Genomic DNA, 25,818 nt, shown 5'->3' with positions numbered 1-25,818 from the left:
TGGGCTCGCCGGCGCCTTCGGCCAGTACCCGCCCCAACTCGGCCGCAGGGGTACTGACGCGGCATCAACGATGTGGCTAACATCACGTCAACGCGGCGACCAGGCCGTGGCGTTATGGAGGTGCGCCGTGATGCACGCGCAAGGCCGACACAGCCCGGACCGGTGTGTGGTGGGCGTACGCACCGTATGGCGCACCGTCGGAGACGGCGAGTTCTTCTGCCCCGGTTGCGGTGGGGACCGCAATTACCACCGTCGCACGGGCCGGCGCCGCCTTGTCGCGTTCGGGGTGCCGCTGCTGCCGCGCGGCCCGGTCGGGCCCATCGTGGAGTGCACGGCCTGCCGCGGCCGCTACGCCATGGACGTCCTCGACCACCCCACCACCACCCGCTTCTCCGCGATGCTGCGCGACGCCGTGCACACGGTGGCCCTCGCGGTGCTGGCCGCGGGCGGCACCGAGGCCCGTACGGTTCGCCGCGCGGCGGTCGGCGCGGTCCGGGCGGCCGGCTTCGCCGACTGCAGCGAGGAGCAGCTCGTCACCCTGATCGAGGCGCTCGCCGCGGACACCGGACGGCTGCCCGGCCGGTACGCGACGCCGCCGGGCGACGCGAGCCGCGACGGCTTCGACCCCTGCGGCACGGCCCTGGCCATCGAGCTCCACGAGGCCCTGGAGCCGCTGGCCCCCCACCTGGCGCCGGCGGGCCGTGAGCAGATCCTGCTCCAGGGGGCCCGGATCGCCCTGGCCGACGGCCCCTACCGGCCGGCGGAGCGGGAGGTGCTGGCGACGGTGGGGCGGGCGCTGCTGATCTGTCCCGAGGACACCGACCGGCTCCTCGCGGCGGCGCGCACGCCGTCGTGAGCGTCTACTGCTCGGGGACCGGCCTGCCGATCTGATCGAGCAGGTCGAAGCGGCGTACGAACCACGCGAAGTCGTGCGGGAGCGTCGCTGCCAGCTCCTCGCGACGGCGCCACGCGCCGCGCTCCTCCAGCAGGGCCAGCGCCGCGCGGATGTGCTCCGGGAACTCCAGGGCGTGCAGCCGCACCATCTCCAGGATCATCGACTCCGGCAGATGGGCCGTGCCGAAGCGCAGACAGTTGTGGACGATCGCGGTGCGCGCCGCGCCGACGAAGGAGGCCACCTCCTCCCTGGGCTTGAACCGGTGGGTGATCTCGATGTCGGTGGTGTGGGCGATCTCCGCGCCGGCTCGCCACGCGCGCACGCTGAACTCGGGCTCGAAGCCGCCGTAGTGCACCATCCCCTCGTCGTAGCCGCCGAGGCGGTCGAAGAGCGCGCGTTCGAGGACGGTGCCGGCCGAGGAGGCCACGTGCACATGGGGCGCCGGGCCGGGCGGGGCCGTGTTCCAGCGCGTGCCCATGTACGGGACGACGAGGCGGCAGCCGTGGCCGCGCCAGTCCGAGGCGCTGTCGGCGATGGTGACGGACAGGATCCGGCCCGGGGCGAGCAGCCGGGTGGCCGCGCGGTCCCAGCCGGCGGAGAAGCGGGTGTGGGCGTCCGTCACGAACAGGATCCGGCCCCGGGCGTGCCGGGCGGCCAGATTGCGGGCGGCGCCCACGCCGAGGTGCCGGGCGGAGCGGATGACCGTCGTACGGCGCCGGGCCGCGGCGTCGCCGACCTCCGGCCGTCGCCCGGGCGCCGAGCAGTCGTCGACGACGACGAACTCGACGCCCGCCGGCCCGTCGGCGGCGTCCAGGGCCGAGGCGATGGTCGCCCCGACCCTGTCGCCCTCGTTCCGCGCGGGCAGGACCACGCTGATCCCGGGCGGGGCGGCTGTCACAGGCCGCGGTCCGCGGTGATGGTGATCGTGTGGAGGGTGATCGACATGTAGGCGCCCGGCGCCCGGGGCGCCAGCCGCTCGGCCCTGGCCAGCCGGTCGTGCTCCTCGGGGGACAGGCCGAAGCGCTCGGCGAGGGCGGGGGTGTCGTCGCACAGCTCACGCAGGGCGGTGGGGTCCTCGGCCACCGTCGTCATGATCTGCCGCAGTTTCTCGCTCATTCCGGGTTCCTTCTTCTGCTGGATTCGGGACGGAAGAGATCTGGGGACGTCGCCAGTGGACGGTCGGCGGGAGCCGGTCGGCGTGGGCGCGTACGCGGTCGGCGTGCGGCAGCAGATCGCCGATCATCTGCCGTAGCTCCGCGCCGATGGGCGCCGACGGCTTGAAGCCCAGCTCCCGCAGCTTCTCGCTGTCGGGGTTGTAGTGGTGCGCCTCCGCCTCGTCGCGCGGATTGTCGACGGCGGCGATCCGGGCGTCGATCCCCAGCGCCCGCGCGGCGTCCCGGACCAGCTCGGCGAGCCGGCCGACGGACAGCACGTCGCGGAGCTGGTTGACGACGCGGTACTCGCCGGGGGCGGCCGGATGCTCCAGGACGAGCGTGAGGCACTGGAGGCAGTCGGCCAGCGACAGCAGGCCGCGGCTCTGGGTGCCGCCGCCGTACGGGGTGATGGGCCGGCCGATGACCGTCTGACAGCAGAAACGATTGACCGCGGTGCCGAACGCCTCGTCGAAGTCCAGGCGGCTGTTGAGCCGGGGATCGGCGGGCGGGCACCAGCTCCCGTAGACGACCCCCTGCATCACATCCGTCGCCGCGAGCCCCCACAGCCGGCAGGCGAAGCCGACGTTCTGCGAGTCGAAGACCTTGCTCCAGTGGTACCAGGACCCCGCCTGCCGGGGGAACGGCAGCCGGTCGCGCCGGCCGCGGAACTCGACGTCGAAGAAGCCCTCGGGAATGTCCAGGTCGGGCGTGCCGTACTCGCCCATGGTGCCGAGCTTGACCAGATGGGCGCCGGGGCAGTGCTCGCGCATCGCGAACAGCAGGCTGAGGGTGCCGGAGACGTTGTTGCTCTGGACGAAGTCGGCGTGCCGGAAGTCGATCATCGAGTACGGGGCGGAGGGGCACTCCGCGAGGTGCACCACGGCGTCGGGGGCGAAGGCCGCCAGGGCCCGGCCCAGCGCGGGGTGGTCCCGCAGGTCCAGGGGCGAGAACGGCAGGGGCCCGCCGCTCAGCTCACGGAACGCGGCGAGCCGCTCGTACACCGGGGCGATCGGCACGGCGCTGACCGAGCCCCGCTCACCGACCCAGGCCCGGCGCAGCAGCGCGTCGGCACCGGCGACGGTGTGCCCCCGGGCGGCCAGGTGCTGGGCGAGGGGCCAGCCGAGATATCCGTCGATCCCCGCGATGAACACACGCACGCGCCGGCACCCCCCTCGTCTCTCCCCGGAGACGGGCCACGATGTCGTGGCTTCTCCTGCAAAGAGAGCACATATCGGTCGCAGACGGGAGGGATTTCACCACATCGTGTGTATTGCGGATCGGGGGAGGGATGCCCCTGGGGCTCCGGGGGCGATGGCGCCCGGCGCATCGCCCGTACGGGAGAATGGCTCCATGAGTCTGTTCCGCGACGACGGCATCGTCCTTCGTACCCAGAAGCTGGGGGAAGCGGATCGCATCATCACCCTCCTCACCCGGGGCCACGGCCGGGTGCGGGCCGTCGCCCGGGGGGTGCGGCGCACCAAATCGAAGTTCGGGGCGCGGCTGGAGCCGTTCTCCCACGTCGACGTGCAGTTCTTCGCGCGCGGCAGCGAGCTCGTGGGACGCGGGCTGCCGCTGTGCACCCAGAGCGAGACCATCGCTCCGTACGGTGGCGCGATCGTCACCGACTACGCCCGCTACACCGCCGGCACCGCCATGCTGGAGACCGCCGAGCGCTTCACCGACCACGAGGGCGAGCCCGCCGTGCAGCAGTACCTGCTGCTCGTCGGCGCGCTGCGCACCCTCGCCTCCGGGGCCCACGCCCCCCACCTGGTGCTCGACGCGTTCCTGCTGCGCTCCCTCGCCGTCAACGGCTACGCGCCCAGCTTCGGCGCCTGCGCGAAGTGCGGCATGCCCGGGCCGAACCGGTTCTTCTCCGCGGCCGCCGGCGGTGTGGTGTGCGGGGAGTGCCGGGTGCCCGGATGCGTCGTACCCTCCTCGGAGTCGATCGAGCTCCTGGGCGCGCTGCTCACGGGTGACTGGGCGACGGCGGACGCCTGCGAGGCGCGCCACGTCCGGGAGGGCAGCGGGCTCGTGGCGGCCTATCTGCAATGGCATCTGGAGCGGGGGCTTCGCTCGCTCAGGTATGTCGAGAACTAAGCGACAAAGGGATCAAGGAGAAGTGGCACCCATGGTTGTACGCGGGATTCTGGGCCGGCCCCGACGCGAGTACCGCACCCCCGACCCGCACCCTTCGGGCGCCCGCCCCCCGAAGATCCCCGGCGAGCTCGTCCCCGAGCACGTGGCGATCGTCATGGACGGCAACGGCCGCTGGGCCAAGGAGCGCGGCCTGCCGCGCACCGAGGGCCACAAGGTCGGCGCCGAGCGCGTCCTCGACGTCCTCCAGGGCGCGATCGAGATGGGCGTGGGCAGCATCTCCCTCTACGCCTTCTCGACCGAGAACTGGAAGCGTTCCCCGGACGAGGTCCGCTTCCTGATGAACTTCAACCGCGACTTCATCCGCAAGACCCGCGACCAGCTCGACGAACTCGGCATCCGCGTGCGCTGGGTCGGCCGCATGCCCCGGCTGTGGCGCTCGGTGGCCAAGGAGCTCCAGATCGCGCAGGAGCAGACCAAGAAGAACGACAAGCTCACGCTGTACTTCTGCATGAACTACGGCGGCCGCGCCGAGATCGCCGACGCGGCGCAGGCACTGGCGGAGGACGTGAAGGCGGGCCGCCTCGACCCGTCGAAGGTCAACGAGAAGACGCTGGCCAAGTACCTCTACTACCCGGACATGCCGGACGTCGACCTCTTCCTGCGCCCCTCCGGCGAGCAGCGCACCTCCAACTACCTGCTCTGGCAGAGCGCCTACGCCGAGATGGTCTTCCAGGACGTCCTGTGGCCCGACTTCGACCGCCGCGACCTGTGGCGCGCCTGCCTGGAGTACGCCCAGCGCGACCGCCGCTTCGGCGGCGCGATCCCGAACGAGCAGCAGTTCCTCGAGGAATCGGCGACCGGTGAGTGACACGGTGACGGCCGCCGGCTCGCTGACGTTCGAGTACGAGCTGACGGCCACCGACATCCGGTCCGGGCTGCACGGCCGCAACCGGGCCGTCCGCAGCGCGCGGTGGCAGAGGATCCTGCTGCCGGTCTGCACCGTGCTCATGGCGGTCGGCTTCATAGCGCCGCACGGCCCGGGCGCGGTGGCGGGCAAGGACTGGATCGCCCTGACGGTCATGACGGTCATGGTGACGCTGGTGCTGTTCCTGCCCACGATCCAGGCCCGGACCCTCCACAAGACGGCGCGGCTCCAGGGCCCCACGCGTACGACGGTGGAGGCCGGCGGGCTGTCCAGCGCGTCCGCCCATTCGTCCCAGCGCATGGCCTGGTCGCTCTTCGGGCGCTATGCCGAGCGGGACGACGTCTTCGTCCTGATGAGCGCCGACAAGCGGAGCGGCTGCCTGATCATCCTCCCCAAGCGCGCCCTCACCGCGCCGGGCGACATCGACATGCTGCGCGCCATGCTGGACTCGCGGGTGCCGCGCGCGTAGGGCGGGCAGACGTACATACGCGTCGGGCGCCTCCGGAGTGTTCCGGAGGCGCCCGACGCGTTCACGCCTGTGTGGATCAGCCCTGCGCGGCCGCCGCGCAGTCGCCGCAGGTGCCGAAGATCTCTATGGTGTGGGCGACGTCCACGAAGCCGTGTTCCTCGGCGATGGAGTCGGCCCACTTCTCGACGGCCGGGCCCTCGACCTCGACCGCCTTGCCGCAGGCGCGGCAGACGAGGTGGTGGTGGTGTCCGCTGGAGCAGCGGCGGTAGACGGCCTCGCCCTCGCTGGTGCGCAGGACGTCGACCTCGCCGGCGTCGGCGAGGGACTGGAGGGTGCGGTACACCGTGGTCAGGCCGACGGAGGCGCCCCGGTGCCTGAGCATGTCGTGGAGCTCCTGTGCGCTGCGGAACTCGTCCACCTCGTCGAGCGCTGCCGCGACGGCGGCCCGCTGCTTGGTGGCTCGGCCGCGTACCGGGGGACCGGCGGTCGCCACAGTTGCCTCCTCAAGCTCGCCTGAACACTCGTGACACTCGTGGCAACACTCCCACCGGGGGTGTTGCCACGACAATTGTGCCAGGCTCGCGGATCAGACCCGGACGTCGTCGGTGGTCGGGCCCGGGGTGGGCTCGTCCAGGGTGCAGCGTTCCTCGGCGGCCGCGCGGTCCGCGCGTTTCCTCGCCAGGGGGGTGGCGAGCGCGGTGAGCGCGAGGAAGACGCCGATGGCCATGAGGACGATCGTCGCGCCCGAGGGGACGTCCACGTAGTACGAGGTGACCGTGCCCGAAAGGGTGACCAGGACGCCGATGGCCACGGCCATGGCGAAGGTCGTCGCGAAGCTGCGGGCGAGCTGCTGGGAGGCGGCCACGGGGATCACCATCAGCGCGCTGACCAGCAGCAGGCCGACGACGCGCATGGCGACGGTGACGGTCAGCGCGGCGGTGATCGCGATCAGCAGGTTGAGCACGCGCACCGGCAGGCCGGTGACGCGTGCGAACTCCTCGTCCTGGCAGATCGCGAACAGCTGCCGGCGCAGCCCGACCGTCGTGACGATCACGAACGCGGCCAGGACGCAGATCGCCACGATGTCCTGCTGCGAGACGGTGGTGATCGAGCCGAAGAGGTAGGTGGTGAGGTTGGCGTTGGAGCCGCCGGGGGCGAGGCTCATCAGCATCACGCCGCCCGCCATGCCGCCGTAGAAGAGCAGGGCGAGGGCGATGTCGCCGCGCGCCTTGCCGTAGGAGCGGATCAGCTCCATGATCACGGCGCCGACGACGCAGACGATCGTGGCCACCCACACCGGGCTGGTGTTGAGCAGGAAGCCCAGGCCCACGCCGGTGAGGGCGACGTGGCCGATGCCGTCGCCCATCAGCGCCTGGCGGCGCTGGACGAGGTAGACGCCGATGGCGGGCGCGGTGACGCCCACCAGCAGTGCGGCGAGCAGCGCCCGCTGCATGAAGGCGAGTTCGAGGATGTCCATCAGCTCAGCAGCCCCGTTCTGATCGGTTCCGCGGACGGGTCGGCGTGCGGGTGCACATGGTCGTGGCCGGGGAGGGCGTGCTGGCCCACGGCCTTGGGGGGCGGGCCGTCGTGGACGACGCAGCCGTCGCGGAGCACCACCGCGCGGTCGATGAGCGGCTCCAGCGGGCCCAGCTCGTGGAGGACCAGCAGGACGGTGGCGCCGCGGCCGACCTCCTCGCGCAGGGCGTTCGCCAGCACCTCCTGGCTGGCGAGGTCCACCCCGGCCATCGGCTCGTCCATGATCAGTAGTTCGGGTTCGCCGGCCAGCGCGCGGGCGATCAGCACCCGCTGGTGCTGGCCGCCGGAGAGGGCGTTCACGGAGTCCTTGATCCGGTCGGCCATGCCGACCAGCTCCAGTGCCTTGACCACGGCCTCGCGGTCGGCCCTGCGGGTCGGCCCGAGCCTGGTACGGGCCAGCCGGCCGGCGGAGACGACCTCGCGCACGGTCGCGGGCACCCCGCCGGCGGCGGTGGTGCGCTGGGGGACGTAGCCGACGCGGGCCCAGTCGCGGAAGCGGCGGCGCGGGGTGCCGAAGAGCTCCAGCTCGCCGCCGGTCAGCGGCACCTGTCCCACGACGGCCCGGACGGCCGTGGACTTGCCGGAGCCGTTGGCGCCGAGCAGGGCGACGACCTCGCCGCGGCCCACGGTCAGGTCGACGCCGCGCAGGACGGGGCGCGAGCCCAGCGAGGCCGTGGCCCCGCGCAGGGATATGACAGGCCGCTCCATGGGTGCCTCCTCGGGAGTCGCTGTGCTCGCTGTGCTTTGTGTGCTCACTCGGTCCGTGTTCACTTGGTGCCCAGCGCCTTCCGCAGCGCGGCGAGGTTGGACTCCATGACCTCGAAGTAGTCGTGGCCCCTGGACTCGTCCGTGATGCCCTCGAGCGGGTCGAGCACGTCCGTCTTCAGCTTCAGGTCCTTCGCCAGGGTCTTCGCCGTGGCGGGGTTGGCGAGCGTCTCGAAGAAGACCGTGCTGACGTGGTGGTCCTCGGCGAGCTTGTGGAGGTCCTTCATCCGGGCGGCGCTGGGCTCGGACTCCGGGTCGACGCCGCTGATCGCCTCCTCGGTCAGGCCGTAGCGCTCGGCGAGGTAGCCGAAGGCGGCGTGGGTGGTGATGAAGGTGTCCGAGGCACGGTTCTTCAGGCCCTCGGCGAACTTCTTGTTCAGCGCGTCCAGCTTCGTCCCGAGCGCGGCGGCGTTCTTCTCATAGTCCGCCCTGTGGTCCGGATCCGCCTTGCCGAGCGTCGCGGCGACGCCCTTGGCGACCTCGGCGTACTTCACCGGGTCCAGCCAGATGTGGGGGTCGGTGCCGCCGTCCTCGTGGGCGTGGCCCTCGTGGTCGTCACTGCCCGAGTCCGAGTGGTTGTCGCCGGTGGTGTGGTGGTGGCCGTCGACCTCGTTGCCGTGCTTCTCCAGCGAGGTCAGGGAGGCAGCGTCGGCGATGTGCTTGTTTCCGGACTGCTTGATCGCCTCGTCGACGGCGGGCTGGAGGCCCTTGAGGTAGACGATCGCGCCCGCGTCGGCCAGCGAGCCGGTCTGCTTGGGGGTGAGCTCGAGATCGTGCGGTTCGACACCGGGCTTGGTGAGGCCGGTGACCTTCACATGGTCGCCGCCGATCTCCTTCGCCAGGAATTCCAGGGGGTAGAACGACGCTATGACCTGCAGCTTTCCATCCGCGGTCCGGCCGTCGGAGCTCATGGCCGAACAGGCGGAGAGGGAGACCAGGCCGAGCGTCGTGGCGAAGGCCACGGCGGCGCCGGTTATTCGGCGGCGGGAGCGAACGGGGCGGGTCGGACGTACGTTCATGACACTCATTTTCAACAAAAGTGGAAACGATTGTCAACAGCAGGGCGTCGGCAGCCCGGCTCGTCCGGTTGTGGCTGATTGGGTCAAGCCAAGGCCAGAGCCGATTTGATGAGAGGGGGTGGAGCGCCGGTAACCTGAATCATTCGCTGTTCGTCGTCGCAATGAAGAGAGCACCGTGGCCGCCGACAAGATCGACACCATCGTCAGCCTGAGCAAGCGCCGTGGCTTTGTCTATCCGTGCAGTGAGATCTACGGCGGCCAGCGCGCCGCCTGGGACTACGGTCCGCTCGGCGTGGAGCTCAAGGAGAACATCAAGCGCCAGTGGTGGCGCTACATGGTCACCTCGCGCGAGGACGTCGTCGGTATCGACTCGTCGGTGATCCTGGCCTCCGAGGTCTGGGTCGCCTCCGGTCACGTCGCGACCTTCAGCGACCCGCTGACCGAGTGCACCTCCTGCCACAAGCGCTACCGCGCCGACCACCTGGAGGAGGCATACGAGGCCAAGCACGGCAAGCTGCCCGAGAACGGCCTGGCCGACATCAACTGCCCGAACTGCGGCAACAAGGGCCAGTTCACCGAGCCCAAGCAGTTCTCCGGCCTGCTCTCCACCCACCTCGGCCCCACCCAGGACTCCGGCTCGGTCGCCTACCTGCGCCCCGAGACCGCCCAGGGCATCTTCACCAACTTCGCCCAGGTTCAGCAGACCTCCCGGAAGAAGCCCCCGTTCGGCATCGCCCAGATGGGCAAGTCCTTCCGCAACGAGATCACGCCGGGCAACTTCATCTTCCGCACGCGCGAGTTCGAGCAGATGGAGATGGAGTTCTTCGTCAAGCCGGGCGAGGACGAGCAGTGGCAGGAGTACTGGATGCAGCAGCGCTGGAACTGGTACACCGGTCTCGGCCTGCGCGAGGAGAACATGCGGTGGTACGAGCACCCGAAGGAGAAGCTCTCCCACTACTCCAAGCGCACCGCTGACATCGAGTACCGCTTCCAGTTCGGCGGCAGCGAGTGGGGCGAGCTCGAGGGCGTCGCCAACCGCACCGACTACGACCTCGGCGCCCACGCCAAGGCGTCCGGCCAGGACCTGTCGTTCTTCGACCAGGAGGCCGGCGAGCGCTGGACCCCCTACGTCATCGAGCCCGCCGCCGGTGTCGGCCGCACGATGCTCGCCTTCCTCCTCGACGCCTACATCGAGGACGAGGCTCCCAACGCCAAGGGCAAGCTGGAGAAGCGCACCGTGCTGCGCCTCGACCCGCGTCTGTCCCCGGTGAAGGTCGCGGTCCTCCCGCTCTCCCGCAACCCGGAGCTGTCCCCGAAGGCCAAGGGCCTCGCGGCGGACCTCCGCAAGAACTGGAACATCGAGTTCGACGACGCCGGCGCCATCGGCCGCCGCTACCGCCGCCAGGACGAGATCGGTACGCCGTTCTGCGTCACGGTCGACTTCGACACGCTCGAGGACAACGCGGTGACGGTGCGCGAGCGCGACACGATGAAGCAGGAGCGGGTTTCGCTCGACCAGATCGAGGGCTACCTCGCCAGCCGCCTCATCGGCTGCTGACACCCCCTTCCTCGGGCCGAGGCCCCGGTTCCCCGCGTTTCGCGGGGGCCGGGGCCTTCGCCTTGTCAGGCGGACCGGTCCTCCCGGGCCGGACCGGGGTGGCACTGACCGGGGTGGCACTGGCTTCACCCCCGGTTCGGGCAGCACTGCCATCGACCGGTCTGACCTGCGCGCTTACCGTGTGACGCATGCGAAATCCCCGACCGCTCCAGCAGCTCCTCCGCCCCTTCGTCGGGTCGGCACGTTCCGCCGCCTTTCACGCTGTCGGGGCCCTGATCCAGTGCGGGGCGCTGTTTGCGCTCGCCGTGCCGTGGCTGAACGGGGGGCCGACGCGGGCATTGAGTTGTCTGCTGGCGCTGGCGGGGATGGTCGCGGTGGTCGGGGCGGCCTCGCCGCTGCTGACCGTCGCCCAGCGGAAGCGGTTCCGGGCGCGGCTCGGGGTGGAGATCCCCGCGCCGGCGGCGGCCGGGGGTGTGAAGCGCTGGCTGCGTTCGGAGTCGGCCTGGCGCCAGGTGCGGTACCACCTGGTGTTCGGGCCGCTGATCGCGGCGGGCGCGGTGTGCGTCCTGCTGCTGTGGGCGGCCTCCTTCGTCGCCGCCACCGTCTATGTGTGGGTGTGGGCCGTTCCGCCGGAGTACCGGCTGGCCGAGCTGGGCTACGTCGTGCAGGCCGCCTACCTCACCGCCGCCGGGCTCGCCGGGCTCTACGGATCCGCGTGGCTGTCCGGCGCGCTCGCCCGGCTCGACACCCGGGCGGCGCTGAAGCGCCTCGGGCCCAGCCGGGCCGAGCAGCTGGAGCGCCGGGTGGAGGAGGTCACCGAGGCCCGCGCCGGTGTCGTGGACGCCGCCGACGCCGAGCGCCGCCGCATCGAGCGGGACCTCCACGACGGCGCCCAGCAGCGACTGGTGTCCCTCGCCGTCAACCTGGGCCTGGCCAAGGTGACGATGCCCGATCTGCCCGACGACGCCCGCAAGGTCATCGACGACGCGCACCGCGAGGCCAAGGAGGCCATCGCCGAACTCCAGGACCTCGTGCGCGGGCTCCATCCCGCCGTCCTGGAGGACCGGGGGCTGGACGCCGCGCTCTCCGGGCTCGCCGAGCGGGCGCCGCTGCCCGTGCGGGTGAAGGTGGACCTCGCCTCCCGGCCCGCCCCGGCGGTCGAGGCCGTCGCCTACTTCGTCGTGTCCGAGGCGCTCGCCAACGTGGTCAAGCACGCTCAGGCGTCGAGGGCGGATGTCACCGTCGAACGCTTCGGGGGCATACTGCTCGTCGTCGTCTCCGACGACGGCGTGGGCGGTGCCGACCCCTCGGGCGGCACGGGACTGGCCGGGCTGGCCAAGCGCGTCGCGTCGGTCGACGGCACGTTCTCCTTCAGCAGCCCCGTCGGGGGCCCGACCGTCGTGACCGTGGAGCTGCCGTGCGCGCTGTGATCGCCGAGGATTCCGTCCTGCTCCGAGTGGGCCTGGTGAAGGTCCTGGAAACGGCCGGATTCGAGGTGGTCGCGGAAGCCGGCGACGCCGAGTCGGCACTGGCCGCCGTGGAACTGCACCGTCCCGACCTCGCCGTCCTCGACGTGCGGATGCCGCCCGGCTACACGGACGAGGGCGTACGAGCCGCTCTGGTGATGCGCGAACGGTGGCCCGAGGTGGCGGTGCTGCTCCTCTCCCAGTACGTGGAGGAGCGCTACGCCACCGAGCTGCTGATCGGCGACACGGCGGGGTTCGGCTACCTCCTCAAGCAACGGGTCGCCGACGTCGAGGAGTTCATCGACGCGCTGCGGCGCGTGGCCGCGGGCGGCACCGCGCTCGACCCACAGGTGGTCTCCCAGCTGCTGACGCGACGTCACAGCGACCCGCTGGACCGGCTGACGGCCCGCGAGCGGGAGGTCCTGACCGCCATGGCCGAGGGGCGCTCCAACGCGGGCATCGCCGAGCGGCTCGTCGTCAGCGAGAGCGCCGTGGCCAAGCACATCAACAGCATCCTGGCGAAGCTGGACCTGCCGAAGGCCGAGGCCGACCACCGGCGGGTCCTCGCCGTACTGCGGTTCCTCGGGGTGGGGTAACCCCCCCCGCCTACGCGTGGAGGCCGCGCACGACCAGGTCGCAGACCGCCTCGAAGGCGGTCTCGATCTCCGGCTGCGACCACTCCGCCGCGTACGCGGGGTCGTGGAAGCGGTTGCTCGCGTCCCAGACCGCGCGGGCGGCCGTCGTGGGTTCTACGGGCCTGAACTCGCCTTCTTCGACACCGCCTTCGATGATCCGGGCGAGCTGCTCGATCATCGTCGCGATGTGGCGCTCCACGGTGCTGCTGTTCTCGCCGACGAGGACCATGTACGTGGCGAACAGCTCCGGGTCGCCGCCCGCCTTGCGGCGCTTGGCCGCGAAGAGGGCGGCCAGCCAGTCGCGGAGCCGGCCCTCGGCCGGGCCCTCCGCGTCGGCCAGCGCCGACAGCTCGGCGTGCGACTGGTCGAGCCAGCGGCCGGTGACCGCCTCCCGCAGGGCGGCCTTGCTGCCGAAGTGGCGGTAGACACTGCCGTGGCTGACCCCCAGGGCGCGGGCCACGTCGACCACGGTGGCCTTGGCGGGGCCGTAGCGGCGCAGCACGTCCTCGGTGGCTTCGAGGATGCGGTCTGACGTCAGCGGTTCCGGCGGCATCGCGGTGCGGGTTCCCTTCGGGGGTGCGGCGTTTGTACGACCGTACCTGGGTGCGTCGCCGGGTGCGGGCCGGTGGTCCGGTTGTGCCCACCCTCCCCCAGCTACCGCTGGGAGGTGCCCCCAGCCCTGCGGAACGCCTGCCCACAACCAGGTCAGTGCTCGCTGTCCAGGTGGGTCATCTGGGAGTCGGGGTAGCGGGCGCCGGCGGCGGAGCCTGCGGGGATCGCTTCCTCGATGGCCGCGAGGTCGTCCGTGCTCAGGGTGAGGTCCAGCGCGCCCAGGGCCTCCTGGAGGCGGTCGCGGCGGCGGGCGCCGACCAGCGGGACGATGTCCTCGCCGCGCGAGAGGACCCAGGCGATGGCGGTCTGCGCGACCGTCGCGCCCCGGCCCTCGGCGACCTTGCGGAGCGCGTCGACGAGGTCGAGGTTGCGCTGGAGGTTCTCGCCCTGGAAGCGCGGGCTCATACCGCGGAAGTCGTTCGCGGCGAGCTGCCGGTCGCGGCCGAAGTGGCCGCTGATCAGGCCGCGCGAGAGCACGCCGTACGCGGTGATGCCGATGCCCAGCTCACGGCAGGTGGGCAGGATGCGCTCCTCGATGCCGCGCGAGAGCAGCGAGTACTCGATCTGGAGGTCGGCGATCGGGGCGACGGAGGCGGCCCGGCGGATGGTGTCCGCGCCGGCCTCGGAGAGGCCGATGTGGCGGACGTGGCCTGCCTCGACGAGCTCGGCGATCGCGCCGACGGTCTCCTCGATCGGGACGTCCGGGTCGACGCGGGCGATCCGGTAGACGTCGATGTGGTCGACGCCCAGCCGCTGGAGCGAGTAGGCGGCGAAGTTCTTCACGGCGGCGGGACGGCCGTCGTAGCCGGACCAGCCGCCGTCCGGGTCGCGCAGGGCGCCGAACTTCACGCTCGTCAGCGCCTTCTCGCGGTGCGCGGCGGGCGCCGAGCGCAGGGCCTCGCCGATGAGCGTCTCGTTGTGGCCCATGCCGTAGAAGTCACCCGTGTCCAGCAGGGTGACGCCCGCGTCGAGGGCGGCGTGGATGGTGGCGATCGATTCGGCGCGGTCGGCGTCGCCGTAGAGGGCGGACATGCCCATGCAGCCGAGGCCGAGGGCGGAGACCTGGGGGCCGGTGGTGCCGAGGGTGCGGTGCAGCACGGGGGAACTCCTTCGAAGCGGAAGGCGGAGCGGGGTACGCCAACCACAGTGACACATGGACTGACAGATTTCAATATCTGTCAGTCCATGTACGTCCCCCGGCCCCTCCTCACGCCACCGTGCGCGGCAGGCGCAGGCTCAGCCCCGCCGTGATCACCACCAGCACCAGCTGCACCCCGAGCGTGATCGCCAGCCCCTCCCGCATCCCCACGCCCGGCGCCAGCGACAGGAACAGCGAGCCGAGCGTGGCCACGCCCAGCGCCATGAACGCCTGCTGCGTGGTGACCAGCACCCCGCCGCCCACCCCCGCCTGCGCCACCGGCACCTCGCTGAGCACCAGCCGCATCGTGATCGGCATCAGCAGGCCCTGGCCCAGCCCCTGCACGGCCAGCCCCGGCGCCAGGCCCAGCGCGCCCAGGCCGTCCCAGCCGAACCAGAACGTCGCGCCCACCGTGAGCAGCCCCAGCCCCTGGACGACCGCCCCCGCGGTCACCAGCCGCCGCCCGAACCGCGAGGCCAGCCGGGGGCCCGCCAGCGAGCCGATCAGGAAGGTCGCGCACATCGGCACCAGCGCCGCCCCGGCCGCCAGCGGGCCCAGCCGCAGCCCCTCCTGGAGCGCCACCGCGAGGACGAACATGAAGCCGCCCCAGCCGATGGAGAAGGGCACGATCACCGCCAGGCCGTCGCGCACCGAGGGCACCCGCAGCAGCGACGGGGGCACCAGCGGGGTCCGCCCCGCGCGCTCCTCGCGCCGCTCCACGAGCACGAACGCCACCGCCGCGACCGGGAACGTCGCCAGCAGCAGCCACGACCACAGCGGCCAGCCCGTCGAGCGGCCCTCCGTCAGCGGGATCAGCAGCGACACCAGCGTCAGCGACAGCAGGACGGTGCCCCGCCCGTCCACCCGCGTCGGGTTCTCCGAGCGGGTCTCCGGCACCGAACGGACCGCGAGCAGCAGCGCCACCGCCGCGATCGGCGCGTTGATCAGGAAGATCGACCGCCAGCCGGTGCCCAGCACGTCGACCGACACCAGCACGCCGCCGAGCACCTGCCCGACCGCGCTCACCACACCGGCCGTGCCGCTGTACCAGCTCAGCGCACGGGTGCGCTGTTCGCCCCGCGTCGTGGCCTGGATGGTCGCCAGCACCTGCGGGAGCATCAGCGCCGCCGCCGCGCCCTGCGCGATCCGCGCCGCCACCAGCGTCCAGGCGTCCGGGGCCAGGCCGCACGCCACGGAGGTCACGCCGAAGGCGGCCGTGCCCCACAGGAAGAGCCTGCGCCGGCCCGCCATGTCGCCCAGCCGCCCGCCCAGCACCAGCAGGACCGCGTAGGCGACGCCATAGCCGCCGACCACCATCTCCAGCAGTGCCGGTCCGGCGTCCAGGTCGTGGTCGATCGTCGGCAGGGCGACGTTGACGATGAAGAAGTCCAGGAACGGCAGCGCCGCTCCCAGGAGGACGGTCGCCAGGCCCAGCGGACTCAGCGCGGGCGAGGAGGACGGCACACGGGCGGAGGGGGAGTCGGGAGTCGTCGGGACGGAGACGGGGGCTATGCGCGGTTCACTCACGGATACGACGATGGCGGTGCCCGGAGCCTGGTACCAGAGTGTCCTTATCCTGGTATCGGCACTACCTGGAAACTGCCTGCGCGGGCCCGCACCCTGGGGTAATGACGACGATGACGTTCGAGCGCTCCGCCGTACTCGTTCCTACGGCGGACGACGTACGCCGCCAGGAGCTGGCGGCCTTTCTCCGCTCCCGCAGGGAGCGCATCACCCCCGAGCAGGTGGGGCTGCCGCGCGGCCCGCGCCGCCGCACGCCGGGCCTGCGCCGCGAGGAGGTGGCCCAGCTCGCCGCCGTGGGCGTCACCTGGTACACGTGGCTGGAGCAGGCCCGGGACATCCAGGTCTCCAGCCAGGTGCTCGACGCCCTCGCCCGGGCGCTGCTGCTCGACCGGGGTGAGCGCGGCCACCTGTTCGCCCTGGCCAACTCCGTCGACCCGCTGCCCGGCACGGACGGCGCCGGCATCACCCCGGCGCTGCGCGAGATGCTGGAGGCGCTCGAACCGCTGCCCGCCTGTGTGCAGAACGCGCGCTACGACATCCTGGCCCACAACCGCTGCTACAACCGGCTGATGGGCGATCTGGACGCCCTGCCGCCGGAGAACCGCAACTGCCTGTGGCTGCACTTCACCGACCCCGTCTGGCGCGCCTCCGCGCTCAACGGGGAGGAGGCCCGGCGGGCCATGGCCGCCAAGTTCCGCGCCGCCATGGCCGAGCACATCGCCGAGCCGGCCTGGAAGTGCCTGCTCAGGCGGCTGCTGGAGGCCTCCGCGGACTTCCGTGAGCTCTGGGCGCGGCACGAGATCATGCCCGTCGACGACCACAAGGCGGCGATCCTCCAGCACAGCCGGGTGGGCCTGCTGCGGCTGAACCACACCAGCCTGTGGACCGGGCCCAACCCCGGCACCCGGCTGATCACCTTCACCCCCGCCGACGAGGACACCCGCGCCGCGCTCCACCGGCTCCACGCCCTCGCGCTCGACGGGGAACGGGGCGTCCTCGACGGGGAACGGGGCGTCTGCGCCGAATGAGGGACAATGGACGGTCAGCCCGACCGTCCGCACCACTTCGAGGAAGCTCCCTCCATGACGCTCCAGATCGGTCCGCACTCCGTGCAGCCGCCGGTGGTCCTGGCCCCCATGGCGGGGATCACCAACGCGCCCTTCCGCACGCTCTGCCGCGAGTTCTCGGGAGGGAAGGGGCTCTTCGTCAGCGAAATGATCACTACGCGCGCGCTCGTCGAGCGCGACGCGAAGACGATGCGGCTGATCCACTTCGACGGGACCGAGAAGCCCCGCTCGATCCAGCTCTACGGCGTCGACCCGGTGACCGTCGGCAAGGCCGTCCGCATGATCGTGGACGAGGACCTGGCCGACCACATCGACCTCAACTTCGGCTGCCCCGTCCCCAAGGTCACCCGCAAGGGCGGCGGCTCCGCCCTGCCGTACAAGCGGAACCTGCTGCGCTCGATCCTCCGCGAGGCCGTCGGGAACGCCGGCGCGCTCCCGGTGACCATGAAGATGCGCAAGGGCATCGACGACGACCACCTCACCTTCCTCGACGCCGGGCGGATCGCCGTCGAGGAGGGCGTCACCGCCATCGCCCTCCACGGGCGCACCGCCGCCCAGCACTACAGCGGCACCGCCGACTGGGAGGCCATCGCGCGCCTGAAGGAGGCCGTGCCGGAGATCCCGGTGCTGGGCAACGGGGACATCTGGTCGGCCGAGGACGCCGTGCGGATGATGCGGGAGACCGGCTGCGACGGCGTCGTGGTCGGCCGCGGCTGCCTGGGCCGGCCCTGGCTCTTCGGCGATCTCGTCGAGGCCTTCGAGGCGGCCGAGGAGGGCCGGGAGCCGTCGTACGCGCGGCCCACGCTCCGCGACGTGGCGGCGGTGATGGTGCGCCACGCCACGCTGCTGGGGGAGTGGCTGGAGGACGAGCGGCGCGGGGTCATCGACTTCCGCAAGCACGTCGCCTGGTACACCAAGGGCTTCTCGGTGGGCTCGGAGCTCCGGAAGAAGCTGGCAATCGCCTCTTCTCTGGATGAAATGGGCGCTCTTTTGAGCGAGGTGGACCTGGATCAGCCCTGGCCGGTGGGCGCGGACGGGCCGCGCGGACGGACCTCCGGGCGGGATCGAGTGGTGCTTCCGGACGGCTGGCTCGATGACCCGTTCGACGGCGCAACCGTGGGTACGGAAGCGGAACTGGACACTTCCGGCGGCTGACGAGCCGGTGGACGCGGCGTGATTCTCGCCACCTCTGATAGGTGACACGCTCAGATGAGCGGCCAAATCGGGGGTGCACCTTTCCAAGGGGTGGCACTGCGTGCCACCCCTTTTGGCTTCAACTCCTGGTGGCACTCAGCGCCAGACGGCGGGATTCCTCGACGGGGCGTGATGAAGCGATGATTTTCGGTCATCATCACTTCAAGAGTTGAAGGAGGCGGGTCCAAACCTCAAATGAGCGCTCAACTTTCGATCTGCTGGCGGATGGGTGGTCGCGCCCCCAAGTTGGCGGAGTAGACCTCCAAAACCGCCTTCGATCTGGGTACGCTCCCCGCCGTCAGGGCAGCCCACCCCCTTGCGTCCCCGGGAGGCCCCAGTGAGGAGTCGATTCCCGTGTCGGTAACCGAAGATCGCCAGAAGTTCGTCTACGACTTCACCGAGGGCAACAAGGAGCTCAAGGACCTGCTCGGCGGGAAGGGTGCCAACCTCGCCGAGATGACCAACCTCGGCCTGCCGGTGCCGCCCGGCTTCACCATCACCACCGAGGCCTGCAAGGTCTACCTGGAGGGCGGCGAGGAGCCCCCGTCCATGCGCGACGAGGTCACCGCCCACCTGGAGGCCCTCGAGGAGCGGATGGGCAAGAAGCTCGGCCAGGCCGACAACCCGCTGCTGGTGTCGGTCCGTTCGGGCGCCAAGTTCTCCATGCCCGGCATGATGGACACGGTCCTCAACATCGGCCTCTCCGACGAGTCCGTGGCCGGCCTCGCGGTCCAGGCCGGCGACGAGCGCTTCGCCTGGGACTCCTACCGCCGCCTCATCCAGATGTTCGGCAAGACCGTCCTCGGCGTCGACGGCGAGCTCTTCGAGGACGCGCTGGAGGAGGCCAAGCGGGCCAAGGGCGTCACCACCGACGTCGACCTCGCCGCCGAGGACCTCAAGGCCCTGGTCGCGCGGTTCAAGGACATCGTCGCCAAGGAGACCGGCCGGGACTTCCCGCAGGCCCCCCGCGAGCAGATGGACCTCGCCATAAGGGCGGTCTTCGACTCCTGGAACGGCGACCGCGCCAAGCTCTACCGCCGCCAGGAGCGCATCCCCGGCGACCTGGGGACGGCCGTCAACATCTGCTCCATGGTCTTCGGCAACCTCGGCCCCGACTCCGGCACCGGCGTCGCCTTCACCCGCGACCCCGCCAGCGGCCACCAGGGCGTCTACGGCGACTACCTGCAGAACGCCCAGGGCGAGGACGTCGTCGCGGGTATCCGCAACACCATGCCGCTCGCCGAGCTGGAGCGCATCGACAAGGCCTCCTACGACCAGCTCATGCAGATCATGGAGACCCTCGAGACGCACTACAAGGACCTGTGCGACATCGAGTTCACCATCGAGCGCGGCAAGCTGTGGATGCTCCAGACCCGTGTCGGCAAGCGCACCGCCGGCGCCGCCTTCCGCATCGCCACCCAGCTCGTGGACCAGGGCCTGATCGACGAGGCCGAGGCGCTCCAGCGCGTCACGGGCGCCCAGCTCGCGCAGCTGATGTTCCCCCGCTTCGACGAGAAGGCGAAGACCGAGCTGCTCGGTCGGGGCATCGCCGCCTCGCCGGGCGCGGCCGTCGGCCGGGCCGTCTTCGACTCGTACACCGCCGTCAAGTGGTCCCGCTCCGGCGAGAAGGTCATCCTGATCCGCCGCGAGACCAACCCCGACGACCTCGACGGCATGATCGCCTCCGAGGGCATCCTGACCTCGCGCGGCGGCAAGACCTCGCACGCCGCCGTCGTCGCCCGCGGCATGGGCAAGACCTGTGTCTGCGGCGCCGAGGAGCTCGAGGTCGACACCAAGCAGCGCAAGATGACCGCCCCCGGCGGCGTCGTCGTCCAGGAGGGCGACGTCGTCTCCATCGACGGCTCCAGCGGCAAGGTCTACCTGGGCGAGGTCCCGGTCGTCCCGTCCCCGGTCGTCGAGTACTTCGAGGGCCGCATGCACGCGGGCGCCGACGACGCCGACGAGCTGGTCCAGGCCGTGCACCGGATGATGGCCTACGCCGACCGCATGCGCCGGCTGCGTGTCCGCGCCAACGCCGACAACGCCGAGGACGCGCTGCGCGCCCGCCGCTTCGGCGCCCAGGGCATCGGCCTGTGCCGCACCGAGCACATGTTCCTCGGCGAGCGTCGCGAGATGGTCGAGCGGCTGATCCTGGCCGACACCGACACCGAGCGCGAGGAGGCACTCAGTGCCCTTCTCCCGCTGCAGAAGGCCGACTTCGTGGAGCTCTTCGAGGCCATGGACGGGCTCCCGGTCACCGTCCGCCTCCTCGACCCGCCGCTGCACGAGTTCCTGCCCGACATCACCGAGCTGTCGGTGCGCGTCGCGCTCGCCGAGGCCCGCGAGGACGCCAACGAGAACGACCTGCGCCTGCTCCAGGCCGTGCACAAGCTGCACGAGCAGAACCCGATGCTGGGTCTGCGCGGCGTCCGCCTCGGCCTGGTCATCCCCGGCCTGTTCGCCATGCAGGTCCGGGCGATCGCCGAGGCCGCGGCAGAGCGCAAGAACGCCAAGGGCGACCCGCGCGCCGAGATCATGATCCCGCTGGTGGGCACCGTCCAGGAGCTGGAGATCGTCCGCGAGGAGGCCGAGCGCGTCATCGCCGAGGCCGAGGCCGCGAGCGGCACCGGTCTCAAGCTGCCGCTGGGCACGATGATCGAGCTGCCGCGCGCCGCGCTGACGGCCGATCAGATCGCCGAGGCCGCCGAGTTCTTCTCCTTCGGCACCAACGACCTCACCCAGACCGTGTGGGGCTTCTCCCGCGACGACGTCGAGGCCAGCTTCTTCACGGCCTACCTGGAGAAGGGCATCTTCGGCGTCAGCCCCTTCGAGACCATCGACAAGGACGGCGTGGGCTCCCTCGTCCGCGCCGCCGCCAAGGCCGGCCGGGCCACCCGCCCCGACCTCAAGCTGGGCGTCTGCGGTGAGCACGGCGGCGACCCCGAGTCGGTGCACTTCTTCCACGAGGTGGGCCTGGACTACGTCTCCTGCTCCCCGTTCCGGGTGCCGGTGGCGCGGCTGGAGGCCGGGCGCGCGGCGGCGCTGAACGGCAAGGGCGGCAGCGACAGCCGCTGACGGCGGGCCGGTTGGCGACCGGCCGCACAAGCCCCGGAGCCGCTATTGGGATGACCTCGACCCTCAGACCCTCGGCGGCTCCGGATCAACGGAGGGGCGGCACCCGTGCGGGGGGCCGCCCCTCCGGCATGCCGTGAGTGGGGGCGGGGGCGGGGCCGGTAACCCCCGCGTAACGGGCCCGTCGGGCCCGGGACATGGCGAAGGGGCGGCGCCCGTGCGGGAGCGCCGCCCCTCTTTACTCCCCCACCGGGAGTTGTTGCCGCCCGCATCGGCTCGGGCGGCAACTCGCGTACTCAGCGACCGCTTTTTCGCTCGCCACCCCCCACGGGAACGAGCGGGGCGGCCCTGAGTGCGTGAATAGCATTTCGCTTCTGCGATGTTCGCCGCGAGTCCTTTCAACTGTGGCCAAAAGGGCGTGGTAACACCTCGTATCGGTGTGCATACTCAGTGAGCGGGGGGTGGTGACGGATGTCTCATGTGGGGGTTTGGTGCTGCGTGTCCATTTCACTGGACTCGATCTGGCCCGGTTGCGCCTGGCCGGCGACCCGGACGTGCTCTGGGAAACCGTATTGAGCCTGCACCGGCTGCGGGACAAACAAGGCGAGTCGATCTTTGGCGATTGGCGCTCGGAAACCCGCGCTCGGTTGAATGGTGAAACGCGGCTGCTGGCGCCGCTGGTTCCGCCCCGGGGATATTTCCCGGACTTCCTCACACCCCCCGAAGGGTTACTCGGACTCGAGTCCGGCATGGAAGCGCTGCGGGCCACCCCCGCCGACCGGGTGCACGACGAACTCGGCCGGCTGTCCACCGTCCGCACCCTGCCGGCTTGGATACGATCGCTCGCCGAGGGGGACTCCCGGGCGTTCGGGAAGCTGATCGGCGCCCTCCACGCCTACCACCAGGCGGCCATCGCCCCGTACTGGGCGCACATCCAGGCCCAGATCGAGGCGGACCGCGCCGTGCGCGGCCGGGCGCTGCTCGACGGCGGGGCCGACGCGCTGCTGTCCTCGCTGCCGCCGACGATGCGCTGGCAGGCGCCCGTGCTCGAGGTCGACTACCCCGTCGACCGCGATCTCCACCTGAACGGGCGTGGCTTGGTGCTCCTGCCCTCGTTCTTCTGCCGGCGCACCCCGGTGACGCTCCAGAACACCGAGCTCACGCCCGTGCTGGTCTACCCGGCCCGGACGATGTCGGAGACGGCGCCCGTCGTCCCGGAGGCGCCGCGCTCGCTGGGCAAGCTGGTCGGCCACACGCGTTCGGCGGTGCTCGGCTCCATAGGGGGCGGCTGCACGACGAGCGAACTGGCCCGCAGGGTGGGCGTGTCGGCGGCCTCGGCCAGCCAGCACGCGGGCGTCCTGCGCGAGGCCGGGCTGGTGCTGACCCTGCGGCACGGCAGCGCGGTGATGCACACCCTCACCCCGCTCGGCGCCGCGCTGCTGCGCGGCGGCCACCGCGGCCCGGGCCACGGCGCACGGCGTCAGTCGTCGATCCCTCAGTCGTCGATCCCCGACCGTTCCACCCCCGCCACGATGCTGCAGTCTCCCGGGGGGTAACCCCCGGACCCCCAGCCGGGCCGGGGCGCGCCGTGTCAGTCGTCGATCCCCGACCGCTCCACCCCGGCAACGATGTAGCGCTGGAGGAAGAGGAAGACCAGCAGCAGCGGCAGGATCGAGACCGCGGCCGCCACGAACAGCTCGTGGACGGTGACGGTCTGCGCGGTCGTGAAGGTCGACAGGGCGACCTGGACGGTCCACGAGCTCCGCCCCTGGCCGATGACCAGCGGCCACAGGAAGGAGTTCCACGCGCCGATGAACACGATGGTGCCCACCGCCGCGAACACCGGCCGGGAGTTGGGCACCACGACGCGCCAGTACGTGCGCCAGTGCCCCAGCCCGTCGACCTGCGCCGCGTCCTCCAGCTCCCGGGGGAAGCCCAGGAAGTACTGGCGGAAGACGAAGCACGCGAAGGCGCTGAAGAGCGTCGGCACGATCAGCCCGCGCAGCGAGGAGACCCACCCGAGCGAGGACACCAGCACGAACGACGGCACGAACGTCACCGCCGCCGGCACCATCAGGGTGCCCAGGATCGCGTAGAGGACGGCGTTCGCGTGGCGGTAGGGGATCCTGGCCAGCCCGTAGCCCGCGAGGGAGGCGAGCAGCAGGGTGCCGATCGTCGTCGCCACCGCGATCAGCGCCGAGTTCAGCAGGGCGTGGGCCATCGGCACGTCCGGGTCGGCGAACAGCTCCCGCACGTTCGACCAGCGCGGGTCGCGGGGGAACAGCGTCCAGCCGGGCGCGGTGATCTCCGCCTCGGAGGCCAGCCCGTTCCGCACGAGCAGATAGAACGGCAGCAGGAACAGCGCGGCGAGCGCGGTCAGCAGCGCCAGGCGCAGGGCGCGCCCCGCGCGGGCGAGGGCGTCGTGGGAGTCGTGCACGGCTACGCCTCCTCCGTGCGGCCCAGCCTCGCCCAGCGGGCCTGCACGATCGTGACGACGGCGATGACGAGCGCCAGGACCACCGCTCCCGCGCTGCCCAGGCCCAGGTCCTGACCCTGGCCGAGGGCGAGGTAGTAGAGGTGGACCAGCGGCGGGCGGGCGTAGGGCGGATAGCCGCGCGCGTCGGAGAGCAGGTTGTAGAACTCGTCGAACGCCTGGAAGGAGTTGATGACCAGCAGCAGGACCACGGCCACGGACGTCGCCCGCAGCGCCGGGAAGGTGATGTGGCGGAAGGTCTGCCAGCCGGGGCGGGCGCCGTCGAGCGCGGCCGCCTCGTAGAGCCGGACCGGGATCCGCTGGAGCCCGGCCAGGAACAGCACCATGTAGAAGCCGGTCTGGAGCCAGAGCCGGACGGTGACGACGACCAGCCAGTACCAGGGCGGGTCCGGGGTCGCCAGCCAGGCGACGGGGTCGGCGCCGAACCAGCCGAGGACGGTGTTGGCCAGCCCGAAGCGGACGCCGTTGAACACCGACAGCTTCCACACCAGCGCGGCGACGACGTACGAGCAGGCGGTGGGCAGGAAGAACACCGAGCGGAAGAACGCCTGGGCGACGCGCAGCCGGTTCACGGCCAGGGCCAGGCCGAGGGAGAGCGCGTAGGTGGCGGGGACGATGAAGGCGGTGAAGACCGCGAACGTCACGAGGGACGAGCGGAAGGCCGGATCGCCCAGCACCGTCGCGTAGTTGTCCAGGCCGACGAAGTCGGTGGGGGAGACGGTGTTGTGGGCGTCGAAGAAGCTCAGCCAGACGCTCCACAGCAGCGGTACGTAGGTGAAGAGCGCGAGCCCGGCCGCGAACGGGCCGACGAACACCCAGAACCAGAGCGCGCGGCTCTGCCGCTGCCGCATCTCAGCCGCCCTTCCGTACGCGCGTGAGCTCCTCCTCGGTCCTGCGGACCGCCGCTCTCAACTGGGCGGCCGGGTCGGCGCCCTCCTGGATGACGCGGTGCAGCGCGTCCTGGTAGGCGACCTGGCTCGCGGGCGTCCACAGCAGGGGCTGCGCGTAGCCGTGGTCCTTGGTGAACCGCACCACCTCCGCCGCCGGGCCGGACGCCAGCCGGTCCGCCTTCGCGGCGAGGGAGGCGCGGGCGGGGATGTGGAAGCCGTAGGAGAGCGCGAAGTCGAGCTGGTGGTCGGCCCGTTCCACCCACAGCCACTGCACGAACGCCTTGGCGGCGTCGCGGTGCCCGCTGCGGGCGTTCACGGCGGCCGCGTACGCGCCGACGGGCACGGCGGGCCGGCCGGCGGGGCCGTCCGGGGGGAAGGGCAGGACGCCGAAGTCGTCGCCGAGCTCCTTCTTGATCCGGGGCAGTGCCCACAGCCCGGACCACTGCATGGCCGTGAGCCCCTGGACGAAGGCGGACGGGTCGGACCAGTCGGTGGGCGCGCCCAGCAGCAGCGATTTGTCGGCGTACAGCCGGTGGAGTTTGCCGAGGGTGCGGGCGGCGGCCGGGTCGTCGAAGCCGGCCTTGCCGTCCGGGGTGACGAGGGACAGCCCGGCGGCGTACAGGGGCGTTCCGGCGAGGACGCCCGCGCCGCCGTCGTTGCCGAGGAAGAGGCCCTTCGTCCTCGTCTTCCGGTCGGTGAGCCGCGCGGCGGCGTCGATCAGTTCGTCGAGGGTGCGGGGTGGGCTCACGCCGGCGGCGGCGAGGAGGCTCTTGCGGTAGTAGAGCAGCTGGGTGTCGACGACCTGGGGGACGCCCCAGACGCGGCCGTCGTGGGTGCGGGGCGTGAGGACGGCGGGGAGGTAGTCGTCCCGGACGTCGCTGATCAGGTCGGTGACGTCGGTGACCTGGCCGCTGCGGATCTGGTCCGGGGTGGGCCCGGTGGTCTCGAAGACGTCGGGCCCGGAGTCGGTGAGCAGCGCGGCGGCGGTCTGCTGGTCGTAGTTGCCGGGCCGCCACTCGACGTGGACGTCGGCGCCCGGATACGCGGCCGCGTACCGGCCGACGGCCTGCCGGGTGCCCACCTCGCCGTACTGGTGGTACCACTGCGTCAGCCGCGTGCGGGAACCTTCGGCGCCGCGGCCGGTGTTGGAGCCGCACGCGGTCGCCACGGCGGCCAGCCCCAGGCCGGCTCCGCCGGCCATGAGCTGTCTACGGCTGATCGGCATGACGAATCTCCCCCTCGCGGGTCGGGATCGTACGGACAACGATCAGCGATGGAGGGGGATTACGACAGGGGGCGTCGGGTACC

24 protein-coding genes are annotated in these 25,818 nt (G+C 71.6%); 11 read left to right on the top strand and 13 right to left on the bottom strand.

All coding sequences use genetic code 11. The features are described 5' to 3' along the window. Positions 1-130: 130 nt before the first annotated feature. Positions 131-856, top strand: a complete 726-nt coding sequence (locus IE096_RS15890; protein ID WP_126914037.1) for a tellurite resistance TerB family protein — start codon at positions 131-133, stop codon at positions 854-856. Positions 857-860: 4 nt separating this feature from the next. Here IE096_RS15890 and IE096_RS15885 read toward each other — a convergent pair whose 3' ends face one another. The 3 genes from IE096_RS15885 to IE096_RS15875 are packed head-to-tail and all read right to left on the bottom strand — an operon-like array spanning position 861 to position 3,206. After that, positions 861-1,793 (bottom strand): glycosyltransferase, encoded by a 933-nt coding sequence (locus IE096_RS15885; protein WP_189452137.1) that lies wholly within the window; start codon positions 1,791-1,793, stop codon positions 861-863. Beyond that, complete coding sequence (locus IE096_RS15880) at positions 1,790-2,011, bottom strand: hypothetical protein (protein WP_189452135.1); 222 nt, start codon at positions 2,009-2,011, stop codon at positions 1,790-1,792. The genes IE096_RS15885 and IE096_RS15880 overlap by 4 nt, the downstream gene beginning before the upstream one ends. Next, positions 1,950-3,206, bottom strand: coding sequence for an NAD-dependent epimerase/dehydratase family protein (locus IE096_RS15875; protein ID WP_189452134.1), 1,257 nt, complete (start codon positions 3,204-3,206; stop codon positions 1,950-1,952). Before IE096_RS15875 ends, IE096_RS15880 begins: the two co-directional genes overlap by 62 nt. A 193-nt stretch (positions 3,207-3,399) precedes the next feature. Between IE096_RS15875 and recO the strand changes: the two genes are divergently transcribed. Genes recO through IE096_RS15860 form a run of 3 tightly spaced genes read left to right on the top strand, consistent with a single transcriptional unit; the run spans position 3,400 to position 5,540 of the window. Continuing rightward, positions 3,400-4,146, top strand: a complete 747-nt coding sequence (gene recO, locus IE096_RS15870; protein WP_189452132.1) for a DNA repair protein RecO — start codon at positions 3,400-3,402, stop codon at positions 4,144-4,146. A 31-nt stretch (positions 4,147-4,177) separates the two neighbouring features. Further along, positions 4,178-5,014, top strand: a complete 837-nt coding sequence (locus tag IE096_RS15865; protein WP_189452130.1) for an isoprenyl transferase — start codon at positions 4,178-4,180, stop codon at positions 5,012-5,014. Further along, complete coding sequence (locus tag IE096_RS15860) at positions 5,007-5,540, top strand: YcxB family protein (protein WP_189452128.1); 534 nt, start codon at positions 5,007-5,009, stop codon at positions 5,538-5,540. The genes IE096_RS15865 and IE096_RS15860 overlap by 8 nt, the downstream gene beginning before the upstream one ends. A 76-nt stretch (positions 5,541-5,616) precedes the next feature. Here the strand turns inward: IE096_RS15860 and IE096_RS15855 are convergent, their stop codons facing one another. From IE096_RS15855 to IE096_RS15840, 4 genes are all read right to left on the bottom strand, one after another. Beyond that, positions 5,617-6,033, bottom strand: coding sequence for a Fur family transcriptional regulator (locus tag IE096_RS15855; RefSeq protein WP_189452126.1), 417 nt, complete (start codon positions 6,031-6,033; stop codon positions 5,617-5,619). Positions 6,034-6,126: 93 nt separating this feature from the next. Beyond that, entirely contained in the window at positions 6,127-7,017 is an 891-nt protein-coding gene (locus IE096_RS15850) for a metal ABC transporter permease (protein ID WP_189452124.1), read from the bottom strand. Then, positions 7,017-7,784: a metal ABC transporter ATP-binding protein gene (locus IE096_RS15845; protein ID WP_189452122.1), complete on the bottom strand. Its 768-nt coding sequence runs from the start codon at positions 7,782-7,784 to the stop codon at positions 7,017-7,019. The genes IE096_RS15850 and IE096_RS15845 overlap by 1 nt, the downstream gene beginning before the upstream one ends. A gap of 59 nt (positions 7,785-7,843) precedes the next feature. Continuing rightward, the gene (locus IE096_RS15840) at positions 7,844-8,860 is read right to left on the bottom strand and encodes a metal ABC transporter substrate-binding protein (protein WP_229820232.1); all 1,017 of its coding nucleotides are present in this window, start codon (positions 8,858-8,860) and stop codon (positions 7,844-7,846) included. Between the two features lie 175 nt (positions 8,861-9,035). Here IE096_RS15840 and IE096_RS15835 point away from each other — a divergent pair, with 175 nt between their 5' ends. The 3 genes from IE096_RS15835 to IE096_RS15825 all read left to right on the top strand — a co-directional run bounded on the left by IE096_RS15835 (position 9,036) and on the right by IE096_RS15825 (position 12,480). Then, positions 9,036-10,418, top strand: a complete 1,383-nt coding sequence (locus IE096_RS15835; protein ID WP_189452119.1) for a glycine--tRNA ligase — start codon at positions 9,036-9,038, stop codon at positions 10,416-10,418. 188 nt (positions 10,419-10,606) lie between these two features. Continuing rightward, entirely contained in the window at positions 10,607-11,848 is a 1,242-nt protein-coding gene (locus IE096_RS15830) for a sensor histidine kinase (protein WP_189452117.1), read from the top strand. After that, on the top strand, positions 11,836-12,480 hold the full coding sequence (locus tag IE096_RS15825; protein ID WP_189452115.1) for a response regulator transcription factor: 645 nt from the start codon (positions 11,836-11,838) through the stop codon (positions 12,478-12,480). The genes IE096_RS15830 and IE096_RS15825 overlap by 13 nt, the downstream gene beginning before the upstream one ends. Positions 12,481-12,490: 10 nt before the next feature. On the opposite strand, the gene IE096_RS15820 is transcribed toward IE096_RS15825, so the two are convergent. From IE096_RS15820 to IE096_RS15810, 3 genes are all read right to left on the bottom strand, one after another. Next, positions 12,491-13,072, bottom strand: a complete 582-nt coding sequence (locus tag IE096_RS15820) for a TetR/AcrR family transcriptional regulator (protein ID WP_189452113.1) — start codon at positions 13,070-13,072, stop codon at positions 12,491-12,493. Between the two features lie 152 nt (positions 13,073-13,224). Then, the gene (locus IE096_RS15815) at positions 13,225-14,229 is read right to left on the bottom strand and encodes an aldo/keto reductase (protein ID WP_229820231.1); all 1,005 of its coding nucleotides are present in this window, start codon (positions 14,227-14,229) and stop codon (positions 13,225-13,227) included. 109 nt (positions 14,230-14,338) lie between these two features. Further along, the gene (locus IE096_RS15810; protein ID WP_373298135.1) at positions 14,339-15,796 is read right to left on the bottom strand and encodes an MFS transporter; all 1,458 of its coding nucleotides are present in this window, start codon (positions 15,794-15,796) and stop codon (positions 14,339-14,341) included. 101 nt (positions 15,797-15,897) lie between these two features. Between IE096_RS15810 and IE096_RS15805 the strand changes: the two genes are divergently transcribed. The 4 genes from IE096_RS15805 (at position 15,898) to IE096_RS15790 (ending at position 22,682) form a co-directional block, all read left to right on the top strand. Continuing rightward, complete coding sequence (locus IE096_RS15805; protein ID WP_189452109.1) at positions 15,898-16,821, top strand: helix-turn-helix transcriptional regulator; 924 nt, start codon at positions 15,898-15,900, stop codon at positions 16,819-16,821. A 54-nt stretch (positions 16,822-16,875) separates the two neighbouring features. Then, positions 16,876-18,015, top strand: a complete 1,140-nt coding sequence (dusB, locus tag IE096_RS15800) for a tRNA dihydrouridine synthase DusB (RefSeq protein ID WP_189452107.1) — start codon at positions 16,876-16,878, stop codon at positions 18,013-18,015. A 393-nt stretch (positions 18,016-18,408) separates the two neighbouring features. Further along, complete coding sequence (ppdK, locus tag IE096_RS15795; RefSeq protein ID WP_189452105.1) at positions 18,409-21,129, top strand: pyruvate, phosphate dikinase; 2,721 nt, start codon at positions 18,409-18,411, stop codon at positions 21,127-21,129. Positions 21,130-21,617: 488 nt separating this feature from the next. After that, a complete protein-coding gene (locus IE096_RS15790; RefSeq protein WP_189452103.1) occupies positions 21,618-22,682 on the top strand; it encodes an ArsR/SmtB family transcription factor in 1,065 nt (354 codons plus the stop codon). Positions 22,683-22,717: 35 nt separating this feature from the next. Here IE096_RS15790 and IE096_RS15785 read toward each other — a convergent pair whose 3' ends face one another. Genes IE096_RS15785 through IE096_RS15775 form a run of 3 tightly spaced genes read right to left on the bottom strand, consistent with a single transcriptional unit; the run spans position 22,718 to position 25,735 of the window. Further along, complete coding sequence (locus IE096_RS15785) at positions 22,718-23,563, bottom strand: carbohydrate ABC transporter permease (RefSeq protein ID WP_189452102.1); 846 nt, start codon at positions 23,561-23,563, stop codon at positions 22,718-22,720. 2 nt (positions 23,564-23,565) lie between these two features. Continuing rightward, positions 23,566-24,471 (bottom strand): carbohydrate ABC transporter permease, encoded by a 906-nt coding sequence (locus IE096_RS15780; protein ID WP_189452101.1) that lies wholly within the window; start codon positions 24,469-24,471, stop codon positions 23,566-23,568. 1 nt (position 24,472) lies between these two features. Next, positions 24,473-25,735, bottom strand: coding sequence for an ABC transporter substrate-binding protein (locus IE096_RS15775; RefSeq protein ID WP_189452100.1), 1,263 nt, complete (start codon positions 25,733-25,735; stop codon positions 24,473-24,475). Positions 25,736-25,818: the final 83 nt, after the last annotated feature.

It is taken from the genome of Streptomyces abikoensis (assembly GCF_014648775.1).
GTDB classification, from domain to species: Bacteria; Actinomycetota; Actinomycetes; order Streptomycetales; family Streptomycetaceae; genus Streptomyces; species Streptomyces abikoensis.
This window is presented reverse-complemented; position numbering and strand designations above follow the sequence as displayed.